The organism is Pedobacter sp. ASV1-7, assembly GCF_040203335.1.
Classification (GTDB): domain Bacteria; phylum Bacteroidota; class Bacteroidia; order Sphingobacteriales; family Sphingobacteriaceae; genus Pedobacter.
Window position 1 is genome coordinate 196,540 of sequence record NZ_JBEHBV010000007.1, and the last position, 21,856, is coordinate 218,395.

Below are 21,856 nucleotides of genomic sequence, written 5' to 3' on the forward strand. Positions count from 1 at the left end.
TCTTTCTATTAAACAAGCAATTAAACCATCAAAGCAATCGCCATATCAATTAGTTTTATGCCGATAAATGGAGCAATTACCCCTCCCAGTCCATAAATCAGAAGGTTTCTGCGCAGTAAAGCACTCGCACCAATTGGCTTATAGGAGACACCGCGTAAAGCAACCGGAATCAACAATGGAATCACCAACGCATTGAAAATTACTGCGGAGAGTATTGCTGTTTCCGGACTGTGCAGATTCATGATGTTTAAGCTGCTTAGTGCCGGGATGGCTACAATAAATAAGGCCGGAACGATGGCAAAGTATTTCGCTACGTCATTGGCTATAGAAAAAGTGGTCAGCGTGCCCCTGGTAATGAGCAACTGTTTCCCGATCTCCACAATCTCAATCAATTTCGTTGGATCATTGTCCAAATCCACCATATTACCAGCCTCTTTAGCTGCTTGTGTACCGCTATTCATTGCTACACCAACATCTGCCTGTGCTAATGCCGGAGCATCGTTTGTACCGTCTCCCATCATCGCCACCAGTTTACCCTGAGCTTGTTCTTCTTTGATATAGTTCATTTTATCTTCTGGCTTAGCCTCAGCAATAAAATCATCTACACCTGCCTTTTGAGCAATAAACTTAGCCGTCAAAGGGTTATCTCCGGTAACCATTACTGTTTTTACACCCATTTTACGAAGACGCTCAAAACGCTCGCTGATGCCCGGTTTAATGATATCCTGTAACTCGATTACACCCAGTGCTTTTTCATTTTCAGCAACTACCAACGGTGTACCACCATTACTGGCAATTCTTTTCACCTGCTCTTCGATATCCATGGGAAATGGATTCCCTGCAGTCAGCACCATATTACGAATAGAATCAAATGCACCTTTTCTAATCCTTCTACCGTCTGCTGTATCTAAACCACTCGACCTGGTTTCGGCCGTAAACTTGATGAATTTAGATCCTACAGGTGCTGTAGTAATCAATTTATCATCCTGTGAAGCAGCCAGCTCAATAATCGATTTTCCTTCTGGTGTTTCATCTGCCAATGAACTTAATACACAGGCGTCAGTAAAGCTTTTAATCACAATTCCGGCAGTAGGATAAAAGTTGGTAGCCTTACGGTTCCCAATTGTGATCGTACCTGTTTTATCTAGTAACAACACATCGATATCTCCGGCAGTTTCCACTGCTTTGCCCGATTTGGTAATTACATTGGCTCTTAGGGCTCTGTCCATCCCTGCAATACCAATAGCAGAAAGTAAGCCTCCAATAGTTGTTGGAATCAGGCAGACAAACAAAGAGATGAATGCTGCAATCGTAATTGGCGTATTCGCGTAATCTGCAAAAGGTTTTAAGGTGATACATACAATAATGAATACCAGTGTAAAACCAGCTAATAGAATAGTCAATGCAATCTCGTTAGGGGTTTTCTGACGTGAGGCACCTTCTACAAGTGCAATCATTTTATCCAGAAAGCTTTCTCCCGGCTGAGTAGTCACCTGTACTTTGATCTGGTCTGAAAGCACTTTGGTCCCCCCTGTTACCGAAGATTTATCACCACCTGATTCGCGGATTACGGGAGCAGACTCTCCTGTAATGGCCGATTCATCAATTGTTGCTATCCCTTCAATGATCTCACCATCTGTAGGAATAGTGTCTCCTGTTTCACAGATGAACACGTCTCCTTTTTGCAATTGATTAGAAGAGCGCATTTCAATCTTCCCATTGCTCAATACCACTTTTGCAGGTGTTTCTTCCCTTGTTTTACGCAAACTGTCGGCCTGTGCCTTTCCTCTTGCTTCCGCTATAGCTTCTGCAAAATTCGCAAAAAGAACAGTTAGCAAAAGAACAATAAACACCACAAAGTTATATCCGAAAGCCCCCTGACTACTATTCCCGATAGAATAAAGTGTAACAAACAGCATCACAAATGTTCCTATCTCTACGGTAAACATGACCGGGTTTCGGATCATCAAGCGTGGATCAAGTTTGATAAACGATTGCTTTAATGCTGTATTTACTAAAGCAGGTTCAAATAATATATTAGATTTTGTTTTCATTATAATTCTATTATTTAATTAGGGTAAAATATTCCGCTACCGGACCTAAAGTCAAGGCTGGGAAAAAGGCAAGCGCAGCGATGATCACGATAACTACGAATGTCATCAAACCAAAGGTTAGCGTATCTGTTTTTAAGGTTCCTGCAGATTCAGGGATGTATTTTTTTGAAGCCAATAACCCAGCAATTGCTACAGGGCCAATGATTGGAAGGAAACGTCCAAGGATCAGTACAAAGCCAGTCAATACATTCCAGAAGATATTGTTATCACCAAGTCCTTCAAAACCAGAACCGTTGTTTGCAGCTGCTGAAGTGTTCTCATAAAGCATTTCAGAGAAGCCATGGAAACCGGGATTGTTTAACCAGTTGGCGGGCTTAACAGCCCAGTTTGCTTCGGGGAAATATGTAACGGTATACGCAGCCAACGCAGTTCCAACCAGGATAATAAACGGATGTAGCAACGCAATGATAGAAGCAATTTTAACTTCCCTGGCCTCTACTTTGTGCCCAAGAAACTCAGGTGTTCGCCCCACCATCAACCCGGAAATAAATACCGCAATGATGATAAAGATAAAGTAGTTCAAAATCCCAACCCCACAGCCTCCGTAAAAGCAGTTCATCATCATAGCAATCAACTGCAACATACCTGTTAATGGCATTGAACTGTCGTGCATGGAGTTAACTGATCCTGTTGAGATAATGGTGGTTACAGTACTCCAGTAAGCTGTAGCCGTCGGTCCAAATCGAACCTCTTTACCTTCCATTGCTCCTGTCTCCTGAGAAATGCCCATTTTAGCAATTGACGGACTTCCTCCAGTTTCGCTAATGACCGTAGGCACAAGTAAAAGCATCATCCCCAAGGTCATAATTCCAAAGATTACCCATGCCATTTTCTTTCTGCGGATAAAGTATCCAAAGGCAAAGATCATAGCTATAGGTATGATCACCTGGGATATCACTTCTACCATATTGGTTAAGTAGTTTGGATTTTCTATTGGATGTGACCCATTTACTCCAAACCAACCACCCCCATTTGTACCGAGGTGTTTGATGGCTACGAAACCGGCGGCAGGTCCTCTGGAAACACTGACTGTATCTCCCTGAAGGGAAATGATTTGATCTTTACCCTCGTAACTGGTTGTAGTTCCGTTGAAAGCTAGAATAGTCGCTACGACTACAGAAAGTGGCAATAATAAACGGGTAATCGAACGGGTAAAGAATACCCAGAAGTTACCAAGACTCGTAGTTGTTTTATCACGGAAAGCTTTAAACAGTACTACCGCAGCAGCAATACCTGTAGCAGCACTTACAAACTGTAAGAACATGAATACGAAATGCTGTGTAAAGTAAGTTGCGCCACTTTCGCCGGAATAATGCTGTAGATTACAGTTTACCACAAAGCTGATAATGCTATTGAAAGCCAGATCGGGCGACTGTCCCAGGTTACCATCTGGATTTAAAGGAAGTTTATCCTGATAAATTAGTGCAAAAAAACCGTATACCAACCATACCATATTGATGGTTAGCAACGCTTTCATATGTTGTTTCCAGTTCATTGATTCTTCCGGATTAATTCCGGATAATTTGTAGATACCTTTTTCAAGGGGTTTTAGAAAGTCTGTCCAGACTTTCTCACCAGCAAACATCTTTGCCAGGTAGATACCCAGTGGTATTCCAATCAGCAAGGTCAGACCGTAAGTGGTAATAATGCCAAGTAATTCAGTGTTCATAATGATAGTTAATTAAAATTTTTCGGGTTTAATCAGCACGTATACCATATAGATAAATACTGCGATTGCGACAATGAGTAATGCGATCATAATTTTTAGATTTTTTCGAACCAGTCAATAGATTTGTAGAATACCCAGCACATCAGTAGCAGGGCAAGAAGAAGTACGATTGTTAACATAATTGTCTTGTTTATTTTAAATGCTTATTGCCAATTGGCATACCACCATTGCCTACCCAGACGTAAACCACTGAATTACAGTCAACAAAACAATAAAACACAATAACTACTTGTTTTAATTGACAAATAACCCTTCCAAAATGGAAGGGTTATTTGTCGTTTTGGTATATTTAACCAATGAAATATTTACAATGACCATCTCGATACAACCAACACTAGAAAACGAACGGATAAAACTAATCCCTTTAACAAACGATGATTTTGAAGGGCTTTTTAATGTAGCTTCAGATCCTGAAATATGGATACAACATCCCAACATGGATAGATGGAAACGAGAAATTTTTGAGGCTTTTTTTAATGATGCCCTCAACAGCAAGGGAGCTTTTAAAATTATTGATAATAGTACTGGCGAAGTTGTAGGTAGTACTCGTTTTTATGATTACAATAATGCAGAGAACAGCATTTTTATTGGCTACACTTTTTATGCTACCAAATACTGGGGTACAGGTATTAATCCTATTGTGAAAAAACTCATGATGGATTATATTTTTCAACAGGTCGATAAAGTGTATTTCCATGTTGGCTCTACAAACCTTCGTTCGCAAATGGCACTCAGCAAAATTGGCGCGAAGAAAGTGGCAGAACAGGATTCTGCTAAACCCGGTGAGGCATCAAACCTGAAGTTTGTCTATCAGATTGAAAAATAACCATTCTCTTCAATTGCTGGAACCTTTTTCCTGAAGAAGGAAAAATTTTCCTATGCACTTTCAGAGAAGGTAATTTTTCTTTCAGCGACCGATAAAAGTAGGGTTGTCATTCAAGTTTCCTATACAAAGTTGTTAAACCAATTCCCAGTAACCTTGCTGTTTCGGTTTTATTGCCACCGGTATATTTGAGGATTTTATCGATATGTTGCTTTTCAACATTTTCAAGCTTCATCATATCCCCATCATTTCCGATTGTTTCAGTATGAAACTCATATGGCAACAGGTTCGCACTTAATAATTGTCCATCGGCCAGGATCACCACACGCTCCATTACATTTTTTAGCTCCCGGATATTTCCTTTCCAGGAATGTTTCATTAGCAGTTCTTCAAAGTGATTGTCCATTTTAAAAGCAGGCTTATTCACCTTATTGGCGAACTCATCTAAATAATGCCTGGCGAGCAGTAATATATCTGATTTACGTTGTGATAACGAAGGGAGTTCTATAGAAAATACGGAAAGGCGGTAATACAAATCCAGCCTAAACTTACCAGCCTCGGCTTCCTGCTTCAAATCTCTGTTTGTGGCAGCTATAATCCTTACATTCACTTTACTGGTTTGTGTATCACCAACCTTAATGAAGGTCTGGTTTTCAAGTACCCGTAATAACTTTGCTTGTAAGTCGAGATTCATCTCTCCTATTTCATCCAGAAATATTGTTCCCTCATTTGCTTCTTCCAGTAATCCTTTTTTATCTTTAACAGCGCCCGTAAAGGCACCTATTTTATGTCCGAACAGTTCACTTTCCAATAACTCATGATTAAAGCCACTACAGTTTACAGCGACAAAAGGCTTCATTTTACGCAAGCTTTCATAGTGGATAGCCTGCGCAAACACTTCCTTTCCTGTCCCTGTTTCTCCAAGTAACAATACCGTGGTATCTGTTGCGGCAACTTTATGTGCAAGGTTTATGGTTTCATGAATGGCTTTCGATTTCCCGAGAATTCCATCAAAGCTATATTTCCTGATTACCTTATTTTCTAGCTCATTCACACGATACTGCAATTTTGCTTTATCGAGGGCTTTATAAACCAGGGGAATGATCTTATCATTATCATCCCCCTTAGTAATGTAGTCGAACGCCCCGTTTCGCATAGACATCACCCCGTCGGCAATGGTACCAAAAGCAGTCAGGTTGATAACCTCGGCATACGGTTTTATTTTCTTGATTTCCTTAACGAGTTCCACCCCATTGATATCTGGAAGTTTTACGTCACTGATCACAACATAAATATCATTATTGGCTAAAATTTTCAGACCTTCCTTTCCTGTAGCAGCCTGAAAAACTTTAAAACCTTCCAGTTCTATGATACGCGCCAGAAGGCTGCAGATCTTCTTTTCGTCATCTATAATTAAGACTGTATACTGCATAGCTGATAATTTCAACAATATTAGTAATTATTCGACACAACTGAACGGTCGTAAGGTACATCATCAACTACAATAAACTTAAGACCTTCATCTCTAACCTTAAATTTACACCAGGTATGATTTTTAATGACATTCAAAATCTCCTTTACGGTATAGTTATGGTCATAAACTATTTCTACTGTAAAATTAAACTGACTGGCGGAATTAAGCTGTTGAACATTTGTGTTCACACCCGTCACTTTCATCTCTACAGGGTTTGGGAGTTGTCCTTCTATTGGAAAAACAAAGTCTGTAAACCATTTAATATCCATTAATGCTGCACATATTGCATTGGTTCCTTCGGCAAAAGGCACAAGGCTTGCTCTGGGATAGGCAACACAATCCAATACCATGACTTGCTTTTCCTCTTCAGTTTTTACGGTCTGCATCTGTATATTTTTAAGCTGTGGATCAAAAAGCATGGCGGTACACAAACAATTGCACCTGCGCTTACTTTCGAGAATATTATAGTTTACACAACTTTTACAACCTTCCCAAAAATACTCATCTTGTGTAACTTCGGCAAAGCTGACGGGCTCAAAGCCAAGGCGGCTGTTCATTTTCATAATTGTTGATCCAGAGGTAATACTGAATATTTTAGCTTCAGGATACATTCTGCGCGACATTTTAAAGATGCGTTCTTTGATGGCCTTGGCTACCCCGGCATTCCTAAATTGTGGTGCAACGATCAAACCAGAGTTGGAAACAAAGGTCCCATTCTCCCAAACCTCAAAATAAGAAAAGCCTACCCAGTTACCTGCTCCGGTGACTGCGATTACGGCCTTTCCTTCTTCCATTCTAAGTCGCAATGACTCAACAGTTCGTTTAGCAATACCCGAGCCACGTGAAATGGCCGATGTGGCTGTTTCTTTTACTATTTCATCTGCGTACTTAAAGTCGGCTGTTGTAGCAATACGTACAAATATCATTTGATTATCCATGATCAATTTAATTTTATGGCAGCCCGTTTCAAACCTGATGCCGATGTTATGAGCAAGACTTAAAAACCGGCCCATCATAACTATGAAGGTCCATTTATTATTTCATGACGCTTTTATGGCAATACTATACCTTATCAAAACGATAGGGTTAATTTCATTTTAATTACATTTGCTTTTCTTCAATTATCATTATTCTTATGAAGCTAAATTTTTCATTATCTCTATTAACTGCTACTCTAATATTCATGTCTTCTTGCCAGAACGAGAAAAAACTACCTATCCTGGGACCAAGAGCAGCCGAAACGGTTACTAATCCAGATGGTACAACTCAAATTGACACCGTTTATAAGACAATTCCTTCATTTAGCTTTTTAAATCAGGATAGTGTTGCTGTTACTCAGGACACATTTAAGGATAAGATCTACATTGCTGATTTCTTTTTCACATCATGTTCAACAATCTGTCCGACGATGCACCGTAACATGAAAGAGATTTTTGAAAAGTACAAAGACAATCCAGAAGTAATGTATCTTTCACATACCATTGATTTCAAATACGATAAACCTTCAGTTCTGAAAAAATATGCAGAAAAGTTAGGTGTTGATAATGGCAAATGGCAATTTGCTTATGGAAGCAAGGACAGCATTTATAAAATTGCTGAAAATGATTATCTGGTAGCTGTTATTGAAGATTCGACTGCAAAAGATGGTTACATCCACCAGGGATGGCTGGTACTGATTGATAAGCAAAAACGTATTCGTGGTGCTTACGATGGCACTGATAGCAATCAGGTTGCTCAATTGATGAAAGACATTCCATTATTACTAGCTGAAGATAAAAAATAAAAATGCGCAGACTCCTTATCGGTTCATTGTTAACCATTGCCTTATTTTCCATTGTTTATGGCTGCCAGAATGCAGGGCAGGTAAAGCAAGATATGTATCATGTTAACGGTAGGGATATCTATATCAAGCACTGTCAAAATTGTCACGGTTCAAAAGGCGAAGGCCTTGGTACGCTTGCTCCAGCACTCACCGACAGCATTTCCTTAAAACAAAACAAACAAAAAATTGCGTGTTTTATAAAAAATGGGATAAAAGACACCATCATTATACATGGTCAGAAATACGAGGGTACAATGCCCTCATTCCCTGAGTTATATGATATTGATATTGCACAAGTCATGGTTTATATTACCAACTCCTTTGGCAATAACCAAGGGATATATACTCCAGAACAAGTGGCAAACGATTTAAAAAACTGCAAATAGAATCCGGTGCTTTTTCAGCTAAGTAGATTCCTGTATTACAATTTTGAGTCGCTGGCTTTAGAATTTAATAAGTTCTGATATAAAGTGTTATAACACGGTAGAAAGTCTTTAACATCTTTATAAGCACTTTCGTACATAAATGGTCCATCATATCCAACTTCGTTTAAGGCAGAGAGTATCTCTACCCAATTGTTCTCTCCTTCGCCTGAACAAGGGAAAAAATGATTCTCTTTCTTTCCGGTACCATCAGCAATGTGCACAGATTTTAAACGCTTACCTAAAGCTCTGATTAATCTTTCAGGATATTTAATATGGTTCATATCCACTGCAGCATATATATTGGCTGGTAAACGACTCATAATTTCTGAAACTTCTTCTACAGTACGACATAATGGGCGTTCACGATCTGCACCTACATTTAGCTCATAACCAAGCATGTTTTCAATCACCATAATTGCCTTGATTGTTTTGACTTGCTTATTCAATTCAACCGCCGACTTAATCAATTGTTTTTTACGTTGTTCGCGCTCATTTAATCCAAGAAAATAACTTGGGTGAAACAAGATCACTTCTGGTTTTAATATTTTACAGTAATTAAGTATTTTAGTGTGTAGTGCTACCACATTACGTCGTTCAGATTCATCAGTTAACGACAAATCGATATCCTTGCTAAAAGGCATATGTATAGACCAGATCTTTACTCCTGCATCATCAGCAGCTTTTTTTGCGGCTATTACCTTTTCCATCATCTCCTCATCTGTGAACTTAAATTTTCTGTTTTTATCCAAAAATGAGCTCAAAGAAACCTCTAAGTAATCAACTCCGGCCGACTTAGTATCCTGCATCTTTTGAGGAGTTATTGAAGCTACACCGATGGAATAACCTATTTTTAAACGTTTAGGGCTTTTTACATGATTTAAGGCCATCGAAGGGTGATAACTTAACGCTATTACCAAAAGGCAGAACAGATATTTTAGTTTTAGTTTCATCTGATTAGCTATGTCTATTTTCAATTCATATCTTATAGTTTTCAATGTTAAATAAAAAATAGCTTTTAAAAGCAAAAAACAGGTAAGGAAATAATTAAAGCCTGATCATAATGTTAATGAAACAGGCTTTTATTCACTAGCTATAAGTAAGTGTAATTTAGAGAGACTTATTCCTTGGGCTCGCCTGTTAAATCAGGCTTTGTCAGATCAAAATAGTATAGTCCGCTTTTTTTGTACAAGGGAAACTGATCTTTTAATCTTAACATAAACTGTTGATAATTCCTATTGCTATTTTTAGTCCAGGCCGCTTCAGCCAAAGCCGCAATCCTTGGATACATCATATAATCGAGCCGTTGCTCAGTAACTATCCTTTCCGTCCATACATTTGCCTGGATACCTAAAACAAGGTTATTCTTTGGAAAAACTACCGGTATTTTTTCTGGGTTAAAATGATATACATTTTCAGTTGAGTTTAAACTGAATTTCTTCCAGTCCGGGCCATGAACCTGCAAGCTATCTTGCTTATAGTCAAAATACATTGGAGAGCGAGGACTTAAAACTACTGAAAAGCCTTTATCCAGCGATTTTTGTAATTGCTCTGGTTTATTATGTCTCCACCAGAAAACAATCGTTTCATTTTTAGGAAGATTGGATTCAGCAACCTCATCCCAAGCCAGGACTTTATTACCTATTACCAGCAATGAATCTGCCATACGTTTAAAGAAATAGTTTTCTACAGCTTTTAAATCACTTAGCTTTTCTTTTTCCATTAATCGCTTTATATCTCCATCTGTATTCCATTTTTCATTACCATAATGCACTTCATCTCCTCCGATATGTATCATTTGCCAAGGGAACAATACATCTGTTTCTCGAAGGATGTTAGTCAGATATTGATAAGTTGATTCCTTGCCTGGATTAAAGGTAAACTCAGGGAATTGTTTACTTCCACCTCCACTAAACTCAGGATATGCTCTATTTGCAGCAGAGGCATGTCCAGGCATATCGATTTCAGGAATAATCTGGATAAATCTTTCCGCAGCATAGCTGACAATCTCTTTGATATCTTCCTGTGTATAGTAGCTTGCTGGTGCATTTTCATTGCTATAATTTCCAATTCCTCCTACAGTAGCAAGCTTTGGATATTGCTTAATTTCTACCCTCCAGCCATGCTGATCGGTTAAATGCCAGTGAAATCGGTTCAGCTTATAAAAGGCCATCCAATCGAGTGTTTGTTTAACTTTTTTCTTTCCAAAGAAATGTCTTGATTCATCCAGCATTAAGCCACGCCAATTATATTGTGGCTGATCAGTAATTTGCCAGCCAGGAATACTTACCGTGTTGTTTACTTTTTTCGTCGAACTGACAAGCTGTAAAAAGGAAATAACTCCATTAAAAAGCCCTTCGTTATCGCGTCCACTAATCGTTACTTTATTTTTTGTAATAGTCAACTTATAGGCGCCAATAACATTAGGCACAGTTTTATTATATAGAAGGACTATTTCATTAGCAGCCTTTTTATTACTTACAGAAAGCGTAATCTGAGCAGACCGAAGCAGTTCTGACTGTAAATAATCACCTATGCGTTTTATCTGCTCGTCTTCAAATACAATTACTGTATTTCTGTTTAATGCGAAATTCTCTTTGTTTTTTTCAACCTTTTCAGGTAACGGGATTATGGGACAGTACTCTTGTGTATAGCCTTTAAAAAAAGCTATACACAGTACAAGAACTATTATTTTTCTTTTCATGTATGATTAAAAATTACCGCTGTTATTGATTCCGGTTTTGATGTTAAGTATCCCCATATCATTATCAAATACTCCTCCGCTTGAGGCATTAAAATTACTCACATCAAGGTTTGTCCCAATGAAATTAATGGTACCATTCGGCATCTTATTGTGTGTAATTCGTATTGAGTACTCCATATCGGTTGCATTATTTCTCCAATACCCGATTCCATGATAGATGTCATTTACATTAGTAGTAATATCAATTGTATTATAAGAAACATCAACGTATTTAAGAAAAGGCGAGGTACTCCCGCTATATTCATATAATAAGACTCCAGACCCTGTCATATTATTACCAAATATGCTAATATTCTGCCCATTGCGAGCCTTTACAGAACCCCCGGAGGCATTAGGAGGCCATCCGGAAATTGTATTATATTTAATTAATACCTGATCAAAACTGTGGGCATAAATACCATGGTCTGTTTGTGCATCATCAGTATTTAAAGCGGGATTACGTTTTATCTTATTTGCCTGGATAATGGTATTATTAGTTAACGACTCATTTATTCCAGTTACAAAATAACCTAATGAACCACCATCACCAATATCATTGTTAATGATTTTTGAATTTGTTGCAGAGGTGTTCCAGATTGCTCTGCCACTGTTCCCCGAACGTCTGTAGAAATTACAATTATCTACCACGGCACTATCTGTTCCGGTCAACTGAATATAAGCATCCTGATAGAAATTCTTATCTGTCCCAGAAGGTCTTTTACCGTAATCGAAATCACAATACATAAACCTGAGGTTTTGAGCACTATTTATATTAAACCGAATATTATGAAAAGTTATCCCTCTGATTAGACAATTGTCTATCTGTCCTGTATAATAAGACATTGTGAGCATACCATTTGCAACACTGGTACCATCAAAAATGGGATTAACAGCTGTCTTTCTTTGTAGCGTTACACCAGATTTCATTACAATCTTTCCGCTGGGAATGTAATATGTCCCAGCTTCAACCCATACAGTATCTCCTGCATTCGCTGCAGCAATTACACTATTCATTTGTGCAAGTGTCATTCCTGTTTCGATCGTTAGATTTGCAACCGACATAATTCCAATCTCAGTTTTAGAGGAAGCTACTTTATTTTCGAAGCCCTCAGTAAACTCTTGTTTACATGATGATGAAACAAAAAGCACATTCAACGCCAGTAATTTTAAAAATTCATTCATACAATAAGCTTAAGGGTTTATAATTTTTTAGTTAATTTATATAAGCCACTTCCTATAGAAGGTAAAGTAAATTTCAACTGATTACCTGTCTGAACAGCAGTTATTTGCCCTTGATCTTTAGAGACAATCTGCCAACCAGCTGGTATATTAATGCTCAGACTTTTAACAGTATAATAAGGGTTAGCTAATAAGATAAACAACTCTCCATTATGTTCTTTTGCACTTATAACAGCCCCATCATTAGCGGATATTGTTAAAGGTTTTTCCTTCCCTGCCAATAACATAGGGATCAAAGCACTAATCTCTTTTGACATTGAACTTACCCCTTTCCAGCGCTCGTTAAAATATTCAACACTAAAAGATTCATTACGTGGCCATTTCTCATGAAAAAGATCGTAGTAACTATAAAATATCATGCCCTTTGCACCAGATATAATTGCTTGATAAGCTTGATTTCTCATCTCATCTAGCGTTGGTGGTTTGGGTTTTCTATCTTTTTGATATACTGCCCAATCCATAATCTGTGGGACAGACCATACTCCTTTTGATCCATGCATACCATTTACTGTTGCATTCGTGCGAATGGTTGTCAGATTTAAGTCGGGCCTACCTAAAGGATAAGGATCTGTTGCCATGATATCTGTTGTATAATAATACTTCTCCAACATCCTTGCACCATCATAATAGTGAACCTGAAAAGCAGGGTGGTTCTTATCATTTTCAACAATATCACTGTACATATCCTTTATTTTAGGAAGCCATTCCGGCAGTAATTCATCAACAGTATACCAGGACAGTAAGGCTGGCTTATTTTTGAGTTTATTAATGTACTCAACAGCTGTTTTCCGAGGCTGATCAATCTTCATTGATCTCCCTTCGTACATATCCTTTAAGGAGTATATTACATTTAAGTTATATTCGTGAGCATGATCGAGATAGGCTTCTGCACCTTTATTAAAACCGTATCCATAAGATAGAACTGTATTAAATCCAGCATCTTTTATACGCTTTAAATGTTGGTCGTCGTGATGCCCGATATAAACCCCAAATGGAAAAATCCGCTTTCCATTTTTCACTGTAAAACCTTCCTTGTCTATGTATACTTCCGGCATAGATTTTACCACTTCAACAGGATGTTCCTGATCGAGAACCAATTTACCTTTTTCATTAAAATACTGCATATTCCAGGTATAATTACCTATAGCAATACCTTTTGGTGGAGAGAATGATAAGGTCGTGTCTATCTTGTTCAAACTAAATGTATAGTCCTTTTTGCTCAGAACTTTCTTTTTGTCCTTTAAGGTAAATATCGCACGAACTTTGCTCTTAAGATCAGGAGCTGATGGGTTAATCCTTAATTTTGTAGTCCAGGCATTTTCATCTCCTGACAACACCATTCCTCTGTAGTTTGGACTTACCATAAAAGACTCAAATAGTTCGGGTGCTTCTAATTGTAATGAAACATTATCGAACCATACCTCACCTGTTATTCCTGGTAGAAAACCTATCCCGATAGAAACAGTTTCTGCATCCATCGGAACTGTATACACCCCACCTATCTGTTTCCAGTTATAGGTACCAGGCCCACTAGATGCGGGATATATGCCATTGATCATTTTACCCGCAGCATCATAGCTTTGTAAGTATACACGTGCACCGTAGGTGTTCTTTTCTGCATTTGTTGCATCAACGTCCTTAGCTTTTACCCATACACTAAAATAAATGGTTTCGCCAGGACTAACACTTATTTTCTGAGTAATTCTCGGTGCATAGACTTTGGGATCCATGTGTTTAAAATGTATGCTTTTTTTACCCTCATAAGCCTCTCCCTCTACAATGGTTGCAAATTTAGCTGGGATCAACCATTTAGGATCTGCGTTCTCAAAACCGGGGTCTGTGATCTGATTCTCACCTAACTTAACCTCAGCCCTTATTTTTTGAGCAGTAGCGGGAAAAATCGCTGAGAACAAGCTCATAAGCAACATAAAAATAAGGGTGTGATAACTTTTTGTTCTTTTCATATCTTATCAATTATTCTATGGTAACCATAACTTCCTTAACCACTTGTTTCCTATCGTAAACATTACCATTCACAGCAACAAAAACGACTTTATATGTCCCTGCTTCTTTATAAGTATGAGCATATTGGGTTATGGGACCACTTAAATCTTTAATCGCTAACCCCGCATCAGGGTTTACTGAGGTCAACTGCAAGGCTTTGGTAATTACCCAATCTTCGTTATCAGGTTCATTGGCATTTGCGCCTATATAAAGATTTGGTGCAGTAATTCTCCATTTTCTGGCATCCCCCTCCACGCTATACTCAAGCCAACCACCACTAGCCAAATCAGGTACAATAGGTAATATTTTGCCCTCCGGGGTTAATGTATTCAATGAAAAATTAGTGATGTACCATGTCTTTTGGGGAGTAGCCATATTCTTCCCGATATATTTGAAAGCAATATGTATAGGTCCCCGCTGGATAAAATCACTCAGGTCTATAGTTCCTGATGGTACAACTGTACCTGCCGATAGTGTTGCACGATTGGTAATATCATCCCAGGAAGCATTATAAATACTTTCTTTATTTAATTGTCCGTTAAAATTACGCGACACCAATAAAGCAAGTGTATTTACCTGTGTTCCAAACTTACCTTCACTATCAAACTTAAGTTGTGGTACTGCTCCTTCAATTGAAGTTCTTTCTCTGAATTCGTAATTGTGTCCATTACTCCCATCATAAAAGGTGACATAATCAGCACTCCCTGAAAATTTGAACTCAACTACTTCATTTACCTTATAGGTTTGTTTAGCTACCGTAACATTAAATTCCGGACTAGAAATTTCTATACTTTTACTACAAGAGAAAAAGCAGGAAATCAATGGTAGCATTACTAAATATATTCTGATTTTCATGTGAAAAATTCTAAGGTTAAAAAATTACCATCCTGTAGTTTGAACCAATGCTTTATTCAATGCTATCTCACTGATTGGTATAGGAAGAACAAGATTTTTAGGTTGAAAATTGGAAGAACTTAATCCAGCATATTTATAAGTATCAGGAGCATTAGACTTAATATCATTTGACATTTGGTTCAGTGTAATGCCCAATATATTCCATCTGATCAGATCATACTTCCTCATTGCTTCAAAACAGAGTTCTCTGGAGCGTTCTTCTTTAATTAAATCCAGGAAATCTTCTTTATCCATCATAAGTACATCCGCGTCAGATACCTGATGAATTGTAGCAACGGCAGTTGCTCCTGTACCTCCTCCACCTGTAATACTAATGGTAGGTGGACTCGTATAATTACTACCTAATTTAACTCCAGTAAGTGGATCTGGACTAAGGTTAATCCCAGTGACTTTACCAGTGGTAATTATTGCAGTAGCTACAGCTCCGGAGCCACTTCCGCCACTGATGGTCACTGTAGGTGCAGAGGTATAACCTGCTCCCTGATTGGTAATGGTAATTGTATTAATTCCACTAGCCCAGGCTCTACGTCTTATTTTGTTGACCGCATCTATACATGCCTGTGTTGGGCCGTTATTTAGTTCGCTCTCCGCTTCTGCAAACATCAGCAGCACATCTGAATACCTTAGCAAAGCAAAGTTTATAGGTGTATTCTGACTAAGCTTTGGTCTGGCAGTTTCTTCTTCTCTGCGCCATTTCCCTACACTTCTACCATAAAATGTTGTACCTGTCCAGTACACTTTTGTACCATCAGCATTATAATAAAAAGGCGCAACTGCTCTGTCTCTTCGCAAATCTCCAGCCTTATACAATTGATAAAGTTTTTTACTAGCACCAATAAAACCATATGCGGTACCTATATCAGCATTACTTGAACGTATTCCAATCCATGAACCTACCTGTCCATGTTCATAAATTCCAGTTGTAGCAAATTCTACTTCAAAAATGCTTTCTTTAATATCATATTTATCCGCTGCATAATTGATAAATACCTGGCTATATGATGGGTTTAAATCATGTGCTGCTTCCGTATCATCCATAACTTTTTTAGCCCAGTTTCTTGCATCTTCATATTTGGCGGTATTTCTAAGCGGATAACCAGCCCAATACAGATATACTCTTGACAGAATTCCTCTTATCGCTGATTTATTAACCCTTCCCCCAATTTTCACTTCTGTTATAGAAGGAACCAATGCTTCTGCATTGATCATGTCCTTTGTAATTTGTTCATATACCTGAGCTGCCGGAGTCCGGGCAACTGAATTCCCTTCTACAGATTTTGCAGTACTTAAAATCAATGGCACATCTCCCCAGTTTGTCACCAATAGGAAATGATAATAAGCTCTTAAAAATAAAGCCTCACCATGTATCGCGTTTCTCTTTGTCTCGTCCATATCGGGTTTATTTATATTCTCGAGAACAGCATTTGCTCTGCTGATACCAGAGTAAAGTGCAGTCCAAAAATCAAGCACCTCACTATCCCCGGATGACAAATCATAAAACTGAGGCCCATTTGTTCTGGATGTACTTGCATAAAAACCTTCATCAGCTTCTGTAGCTAAACGGGTCTGCAGTGAATAAGCATATAATTGTCCTCTTCCAAGTATATCATAAACACCAGCAATAGCGTTATTCATCTGCTGTTCCGTATCATAGTAATTTACTGGTGATAGCATATCCCTTGGATCAGGTTCTAAAAACTTTTTACATGAACTAAAACTGAGTAATATCAGCAGGCATATAATGGTATAATTACTTTTCATGTTCTTAAAATCAAATTTGAATTAAAAATTAGCATTAATTCCAAATACTATGGTTCTTTCTCTTGGGTAAGCCGAAAAGTCGAAACCAGGTGTTAAAGCCGAATGTCTGGTAGACACTTCAGGATCCATACCTTTATAATTTGTCCAGGTAAACAGGTTTTGCGATGAAACACTGAATGATAAATTATTCATATATAATTTTTTAGCCAGGGATACTGGTACTTTGTATTCTAATGACACCGTTTTCAGTCGCAAGAATGAACCATCTTCTATAGTTCTGGACGAATAAGCACCTATTGGCCCATGTCCGTCTGATCTGAAAAGTTCATTATTCTGATTCTCTGGTGTCCACCTGTTATTGTAACTGCTGAACTGATTTAATAGAGGTCTGAATAAAGAATTTCCTTCAAATATCAACCTATTTGCGTTCTGAACATCATTACCGTAGGACCATTGAAAAAACACACCCAGGCTAAAGCTTTTATAATTAAAATTATTCGAAAAACCACCTGTATGTATGGGCAATGGTCTTCCGATAATAGCCAGATCTGATGAGTTGACAACAAGATCACCATTCATATCTTTGTATTTAATATCTCCAGGTTGTATAGCGGTTCTTGATTCACCATTGGTAGTTACATTGCCTTTCAGCATGTATTTGCCAGGAGATACTTCATCAAAATCTGAGTATTGATAGTTTCCATCAAACACATAACCATAAAATAATGCCGCAGGCTGTCCTACTTTTCCAATATACATTGGAGCACTATAATTATTCTCCCAGCTTACTTTACTTTGGAGATTATCTTCTCCTTCGGACAGTTTCAGGATTTTATTTCTATTGAAAGAGATATTAAAGCTACTTTCCCAGGAAAAGTCTTTGCTTTTTATGTTCACTGTATTAATGCTGATCTCCAATCCCTTATTCATCACTTCACCTATATTTTTAAATGCAGAGATAAAGCCTGTAGTTCTAGGAAGGTTTGCCGACAATAATAAATCGGAGGTTACTTTACGATAAACATCTACATTCAGAATAATACGTTCATTGAAAAAGCCTAAATCTAATCCGATATCTGTTTGTTGCGTACTTTCCCATCTTAATAACGAATTACCTAAAGCGGTATAAATAGCTCCCTTAGTTGGTACCGAATTTCCATAAGAATAACCCGCATTATAATCTGCCAGGATTAATCTTGGTAAATAGTCAAAATCACCTATCCTGTTGTTTCCTGTGATACCAAAACTTCCTCTCAGTTTTGCATCCGAGATCACTGAAACATTCTTTAAAAATGACTCTTCCTTCATTTTCCAGGCGACGGCTCCAGAAGGGAAATAACCCCATTTTTTTCCGGAAGGAAATTTAGAAGAACCATCTGCTCTCATGGTTAATGTAAACAGGTACTTTGATTTGAAGTTGTAATTAACTCTTCCAAAAAAAGAAGAAAGCCTGCTAAGTCCTTCTAAAGAGGTATTCTGATATGGTGTTCCGGAAGCTAAAGCATTGAACGTTAACTCTTCTACAAGGATGTGATCTGCTTCAAATCCATAGGACCTATTGTTACTTGCCTGAAAAGAGAATCCTCCGACAGCGTTTAAAACATGATCTTTATTAAACCTTTTATTGTAGGTCAGTGTATTTTCATTTAATAATGTACTGTATGACCTGTTTACCACTCCTCCATAAACACCTCTGAAATTACTAGGATTTAAAGGTGTACCACGTGATGTTCTTGAATTATAAAAATAGGTGTATTCATTTTTACGACTATTTATTCCAGCTGTAACCTTTAATGTAAGCCCTTTTACTATATCGTATGACAAATAGGAATTTGCATTAATATCCACATAATCATTATTAATCATTTCTTCCTTTGCATTAATAATTGGATTAATCATCAGATTGAGGCCTGAGCTTTCCGGATCTACCAATACAGATTCCAGATCAATTGCATCCGATGATGTTACAGGGCGGAAACCCCAGGTTTTATACATTACATAACTGGTTGCTGAACTGGTTTCGCCAGATGCAATCGGTGAACCAGATTTTATCATTTTTCCTAAAGCAGCTGTGGCACCTGCCTTTAATTTTTTACTGATCGTCTGATCTATGGACATCCTTCCTTGATAGCGTTTGTAAGCGGAATTAATAATGATGCCCTGTTGATCGTATACCATACCTGAAATAGAATACTTTGTACTTGAATTACCACCACGTACTGATAAATTATGTATATGTATAGGTGCAGTTCTGAATAAGCTATTCTGCCAATCGTAGCCTTTTTTGGTTTTATAGTCATCCAGAGTCATGTTCACATCCCCCAAATAATATTTTTCAGCCAGTGTAGGATATATCTCCTGCTGATATTTTACAAAATCATAAGGTTTCATCATATCCATCTTATTCGTTGCTTCCTGAAAGCCTGCGGAGCCCTTATAACTAATTGCAGGCTTCCCGCTCACACCCTTTTTGGTTTCTATAACAATAACCCCGTTGGCACCTCTTGAACCATAAATAGCCGTTGCCGATGCATCTTTCAATACACTGATAGAGGCAATATCTTCGGGACTTACCGCAGCACTTGAAAAATCTTCCATAGGAAAACCATCTATTACATATAGTGGTGCAGAACTCTGGGTAAGTGAGTTTCCTCCCCGGATAACGATATTATTTTCTTTACCAGGCTGTCCATCGCCTGAAGAAACTGTTACACCAGCAATACGGCCAGCTAATGCCTGATCAAAAGACGCTACCGGTGCCTTAGTCATATCAGAAACTTTAGCCAGTCCTACTGAACCAGTTAAATCTTTCTTCTGAACAGATCCATAACCTACTACTACAACTTCATCGAGTTTAGTGTCTGATTCTTTAAGCTCTACATTTATTACCTTTCTTCCTGCAACATTTACTTCTTGTGTAGCAAATCCTATCATAGAAAAGACAAGAGTGGCTTGTTCCTCAGCAGCAGGTATTACATATTTTCCCTGTGCATTTGTTGCTGATTTGTAGGTATTTCTTTTAATAGAGACCAGAACTCCAGGCAGTGGACTGCCTTTGGAATCCGTTACCGTACCCGTAATTTTAATAAGAGCAAAATAATCTACTACTCTATCAAGTACAGATTTCTCTTTAAGTCTGATCACCACAGTCTTGTCTTCAATAGAATAAGTTAAATTTTGATTCTGGAAGCAAATTTCCAAAGCCTCATCCAGACTAATCTCTTTTACATTGATGCTTACAGGCTTTGCTGATTTTATCAGCTTTGCACTCCCAATAAAATCATAACCACTTTGTGATCTTATTGTGTTTATAATGTGTTCCAGTGATGCATTTTTTTCATTCAGTGTAATCTTTTGCGCATAAGTTCCGGCGCTTACCTGAAGTAAAAAAGTGGTCATTATGATGATGGTTAGCTTCATAATTCGCAAAAATTGTTTGGGTACATATATAGGTACCCTAAATCTCAACAGATTCAGGTTGTAAATAATCATATATTTGCTTGTTGGGTTTTAGATTGATTGTTTAAGCACATTTAATGGGTAAACTCAGCATCTGCCGGCGGCGGGTCGCATCGCCTCCGGCTTCTTCAGATTTACCTTCTTAATAAAGTAGATTTATCTTTTTACGATGACCCTCCTTCCTTCTATTTTAAAGTGAACACTTCCGGTTGATTCCATTACTTTTAACACAGTTGAAATATTTTTTGATTTAGATACTACTCCAAGAAATGTCAGATCAGAAAGATCTCCTTCATAACTTACATCAATATCATACCATCGGGAAAGTTTTCTCATGATGCTTTGTATAGGTTCATCTTTAAACATGAAATAATCGTTTTTCCATGCCAGAATCTGTTCTGTATCAACATCTTTGACGATCAATTGTCCTTTATTATCTGTTCCAGCCTGTTCACCCGGTTTTAGTATCACGGGTTTAATTTGTTTCGTTTTCGCAAACCGGCCATTTGAAGATATCCCGACAACACCTTCAATAAGTGTAGTTGCTGTTACAGGTTCATCTGCATAAGCATTTACATTTATATGTGTACCAAGCACTTGAATATCCTGTAATGCTGTTCTTACAATAAATGGCATTCTTTGTCCCTTTTTGCCTGCATCAGTTTTTCCGAGAAACACCTTAGCTACCTCAAAATAAGCCTCTCCTTTCAACTCAATTTCACGGATTTCAGCTTTCGAAAAAGTTGAAGGAAATTTAATGGAAGACCCCGCATTTAACCAAACCTTTGTACCATCTGGTAATACAATCCGGTACTGACCACCACGAGGAGTTTGCATGCTCAGCTGTTTAGTATCATTACCAGTTTTACCAGAAGACGTAATGGCTGTACCATCATTATAAGTCAGTGTGGTATTAATTACTATTCCCTGTTTTGTACTATCAAGGCTTATGCGTTGCCCATTGGCTAAAGTTAATACCGCTTTATTTCCTCCTGGAAAGATATCGTTCTTATATACACTCCTCTGACCTTCGGCAAGACCAGATGTTTTAAAGAAATTGTTATATACAACTATCCCTGCGCACAAAACCACAATTGCAGCGGCTGCAACGACTCTAGGCCACCAGAGTTTTCGTATTATAGGTTTAGGTAATTGTTTAAATACCTGATCAAGGTCCTGCTCAATTTTTTGTTCGTCAAGCTCTTTATGATAAAGGCTATCCTGAGTCAGATACCAGCTTTCCAATAAGCTTATTTCATCAGCATTGCATTTACCTTCATTATATTTATTAATCAGTTCGAGTATCTCTTCCTTATTCATGCAAATTATAACGTTTTTAACCGTTATTATA

General features: G+C 37.9%; 16 protein-coding genes. 3 read left to right on the forward strand and 13 right to left on the reverse strand.

The features are described from left to right. Positions 1–20: 20 nt before the first annotated feature. The 3 genes from kdpB to kdpF are packed head-to-tail and all read right to left on the reverse strand — an operon-like array spanning position 21 to position 3,873. On the reverse strand, positions 21–2,054 hold the full coding sequence (gene kdpB, locus ABDJ41_RS16870) for a potassium-transporting ATPase subunit KdpB (RefSeq protein WP_349787251.1): 2,034 nt from the start codon (positions 2,052–2,054) through the stop codon (positions 21–23). 10 nt (positions 2,055–2,064) lie between these two features. After that, positions 2,065–3,783, reverse strand: a complete 1,719-nt coding sequence (kdpA, locus tag ABDJ41_RS16875; protein ID WP_349787252.1) for a potassium-transporting ATPase subunit KdpA — start codon at positions 3,781–3,783, stop codon at positions 2,065–2,067. A gap of 12 nt (positions 3,784–3,795) precedes the next feature. After that, positions 3,796–3,873, reverse strand: coding sequence for a K(+)-transporting ATPase subunit F (gene kdpF, locus ABDJ41_RS23000; protein ID WP_157263106.1), 78 nt, complete (start codon positions 3,871–3,873; stop codon positions 3,796–3,798). Positions 3,874–4,102: 229 nt separating this feature from the next. Here kdpF and ABDJ41_RS16880 point away from each other — a divergent pair, with 229 nt between their 5' ends. After that, complete coding sequence (locus ABDJ41_RS16880) at positions 4,103–4,669, forward strand: GNAT family N-acetyltransferase (RefSeq protein ID WP_349787253.1); 567 nt, start codon at positions 4,103–4,105, stop codon at positions 4,667–4,669. Positions 4,670–4,775: 106 nt separating this feature from the next. Here ABDJ41_RS16880 and ABDJ41_RS16885 read toward each other — a convergent pair whose 3' ends face one another. Beyond that, positions 4,776–6,098: a sigma-54-dependent transcriptional regulator gene (locus ABDJ41_RS16885; protein WP_349787254.1), complete on the reverse strand. Its 1,323-nt coding sequence runs from the start codon at positions 6,096–6,098 to the stop codon at positions 4,776–4,778. Positions 6,099–6,118: 20 nt separating this feature from the next. Then, the gene (locus ABDJ41_RS16890) at positions 6,119–7,078 is read right to left on the reverse strand and encodes a hypothetical protein (RefSeq protein ID WP_349787255.1); all 960 of its coding nucleotides are present in this window, start codon (positions 7,076–7,078) and stop codon (positions 6,119–6,121) included. A 197-nt stretch (positions 7,079–7,275) separates the two neighbouring features. Between ABDJ41_RS16890 and ABDJ41_RS16895 the strand changes: the two genes are divergently transcribed. Next, positions 7,276–7,923: an SCO family protein gene (locus tag ABDJ41_RS16895; protein ID WP_349787256.1), complete on the forward strand. Its 648-nt coding sequence runs from the start codon at positions 7,276–7,278 to the stop codon at positions 7,921–7,923. 2 nt (positions 7,924–7,925) lie between these two features. Then, positions 7,926–8,348 carry a c-type cytochrome gene (locus tag ABDJ41_RS16900; protein ID WP_349787257.1) on the forward strand — a complete coding sequence of 141 codons (423 nt, stop codon included), beginning with the start codon at positions 7,926–7,928 and terminating at the stop codon, positions 8,346–8,348. Positions 8,349–8,383: 35 nt separating this feature from the next. Here ABDJ41_RS16900 and ABDJ41_RS16905 read toward each other — a convergent pair whose 3' ends face one another. The 8 genes from ABDJ41_RS16905 to ABDJ41_RS16940 form a co-directional block, all read right to left on the reverse strand. After that, positions 8,384–9,382, reverse strand: coding sequence for a sugar phosphate isomerase/epimerase family protein (locus tag ABDJ41_RS16905; protein WP_349787258.1), 999 nt, complete (start codon positions 9,380–9,382; stop codon positions 8,384–8,386). A gap of 122 nt (positions 9,383–9,504) precedes the next feature. Continuing rightward, complete coding sequence (locus ABDJ41_RS16910; protein ID WP_349787259.1) at positions 9,505–11,088, reverse strand: beta-N-acetylhexosaminidase; 1,584 nt, start codon at positions 11,086–11,088, stop codon at positions 9,505–9,507. A 6-nt stretch (positions 11,089–11,094) separates the two neighbouring features. Then, the gene (locus ABDJ41_RS16915) at positions 11,095–12,309 is read right to left on the reverse strand and encodes a right-handed parallel beta-helix repeat-containing protein (protein WP_349787260.1); all 1,215 of its coding nucleotides are present in this window, start codon (positions 12,307–12,309) and stop codon (positions 11,095–11,097) included. A gap of 17 nt (positions 12,310–12,326) precedes the next feature. Beyond that, positions 12,327–14,330, reverse strand: coding sequence for a carbohydrate binding domain-containing protein (locus tag ABDJ41_RS16920; protein ID WP_349787261.1), 2,004 nt, complete (start codon positions 14,328–14,330; stop codon positions 12,327–12,329). Between the two features lie 10 nt (positions 14,331–14,340). Continuing rightward, on the reverse strand, positions 14,341–15,225 hold the full coding sequence (locus ABDJ41_RS16925; RefSeq protein ID WP_349787262.1) for a DUF5017 domain-containing protein: 885 nt from the start codon (positions 15,223–15,225) through the stop codon (positions 14,341–14,343). Between the two features lie 24 nt (positions 15,226–15,249). Beyond that, positions 15,250–17,046 (reverse strand): RagB/SusD family nutrient uptake outer membrane protein, encoded by a 1,797-nt coding sequence (locus ABDJ41_RS16930; RefSeq protein WP_349787263.1) that lies wholly within the window; start codon positions 17,044–17,046, stop codon positions 15,250–15,252. A gap of 21 nt (positions 17,047–17,067) precedes the next feature. After that, positions 17,068–20,445, reverse strand: a complete 3,378-nt coding sequence (locus ABDJ41_RS16935; RefSeq protein WP_349787264.1) for a TonB-dependent receptor — start codon at positions 20,443–20,445, stop codon at positions 17,068–17,070. Positions 20,446–20,661: 216 nt separating this feature from the next. Beyond that, entirely contained in the window at positions 20,662–21,825 is a 1,164-nt protein-coding gene (locus ABDJ41_RS16940; protein ID WP_349787265.1) for a FecR family protein, read from the reverse strand. Positions 21,826–21,856: the final 31 nt, after the last annotated feature.

Coding starts and splice junctions, on each gene's coding strand:
- kdpB (WP_349787251.1), bottom strand. CDS start 2,054: ATGAAAACAAAATCTAATATATTATTTGAACCTGCTTTAGTAAATACA.
- kdpA (WP_349787252.1), bottom strand. CDS start 3,783: ATGAACACTGAATTACTTGGCATTATTACCACTTACGGTCTGACCTTG.
- kdpF (WP_157263106.1), bottom strand. CDS start 3,873: ATGATCGCATTACTCATTGTCGCAATCGCAGTATTTATCTATATGGTA.
- ABDJ41_RS16880 (WP_349787253.1), top strand. CDS start 4,103: ATGGAAGGGTTATTTGTCGTTTTGGTATATTTAACCAATGAAATATTT.
- ABDJ41_RS16885 (WP_349787254.1), bottom strand. CDS start 6,098: ATGCAGTATACAGTCTTAATTATAGATGACGAAAAGAAGATCTGCAGC.
- ABDJ41_RS16890 (WP_349787255.1), bottom strand. CDS start 7,078: ATGGATAATCAAATGATATTTGTACGTATTGCTACAACAGCCGACTTT.
- ABDJ41_RS16895 (WP_349787256.1), top strand. CDS start 7,276: ATGAAGCTAAATTTTTCATTATCTCTATTAACTGCTACTCTAATATTC.
- ABDJ41_RS16900 (WP_349787257.1), top strand. CDS start 7,926: ATGCGCAGACTCCTTATCGGTTCATTGTTAACCATTGCCTTATTTTCC.
- ABDJ41_RS16910 (WP_349787259.1), bottom strand. CDS start 11,088: ATGAAAAGAAAAATAATAGTTCTTGTACTGTGTATAGCTTTTTTTAAA.
- ABDJ41_RS16915 (WP_349787260.1), bottom strand. CDS start 12,309: ATGAATGAATTTTTAAAATTACTGGCGTTGAATGTGCTTTTTGTTTCA.
- ABDJ41_RS16920 (WP_349787261.1), bottom strand. CDS start 14,330: ATGAAAAGAACAAAAAGTTATCACACCCTTATTTTTATGTTGCTTATG.
- ABDJ41_RS16925 (WP_349787262.1), bottom strand. CDS start 15,225: ATGAAAATCAGAATATATTTAGTAATGCTACCATTGATTTCCTGCTTT.
- ABDJ41_RS16930 (WP_349787263.1), bottom strand. CDS start 17,046: ATGAAAAGTAATTATACCATTATATGCCTGCTGATATTACTCAGTTTT.
- ABDJ41_RS16935 (WP_349787264.1), bottom strand. CDS start 20,445: ATGACCACTTTTTTACTTCAGGTAAGCGCCGGAACTTATGCGCAAAAG.
- ABDJ41_RS16940 (WP_349787265.1), bottom strand. CDS start 21,825: ATGAATAAGGAAGAGATACTCGAACTGATTAATAAATATAATGAAGGT.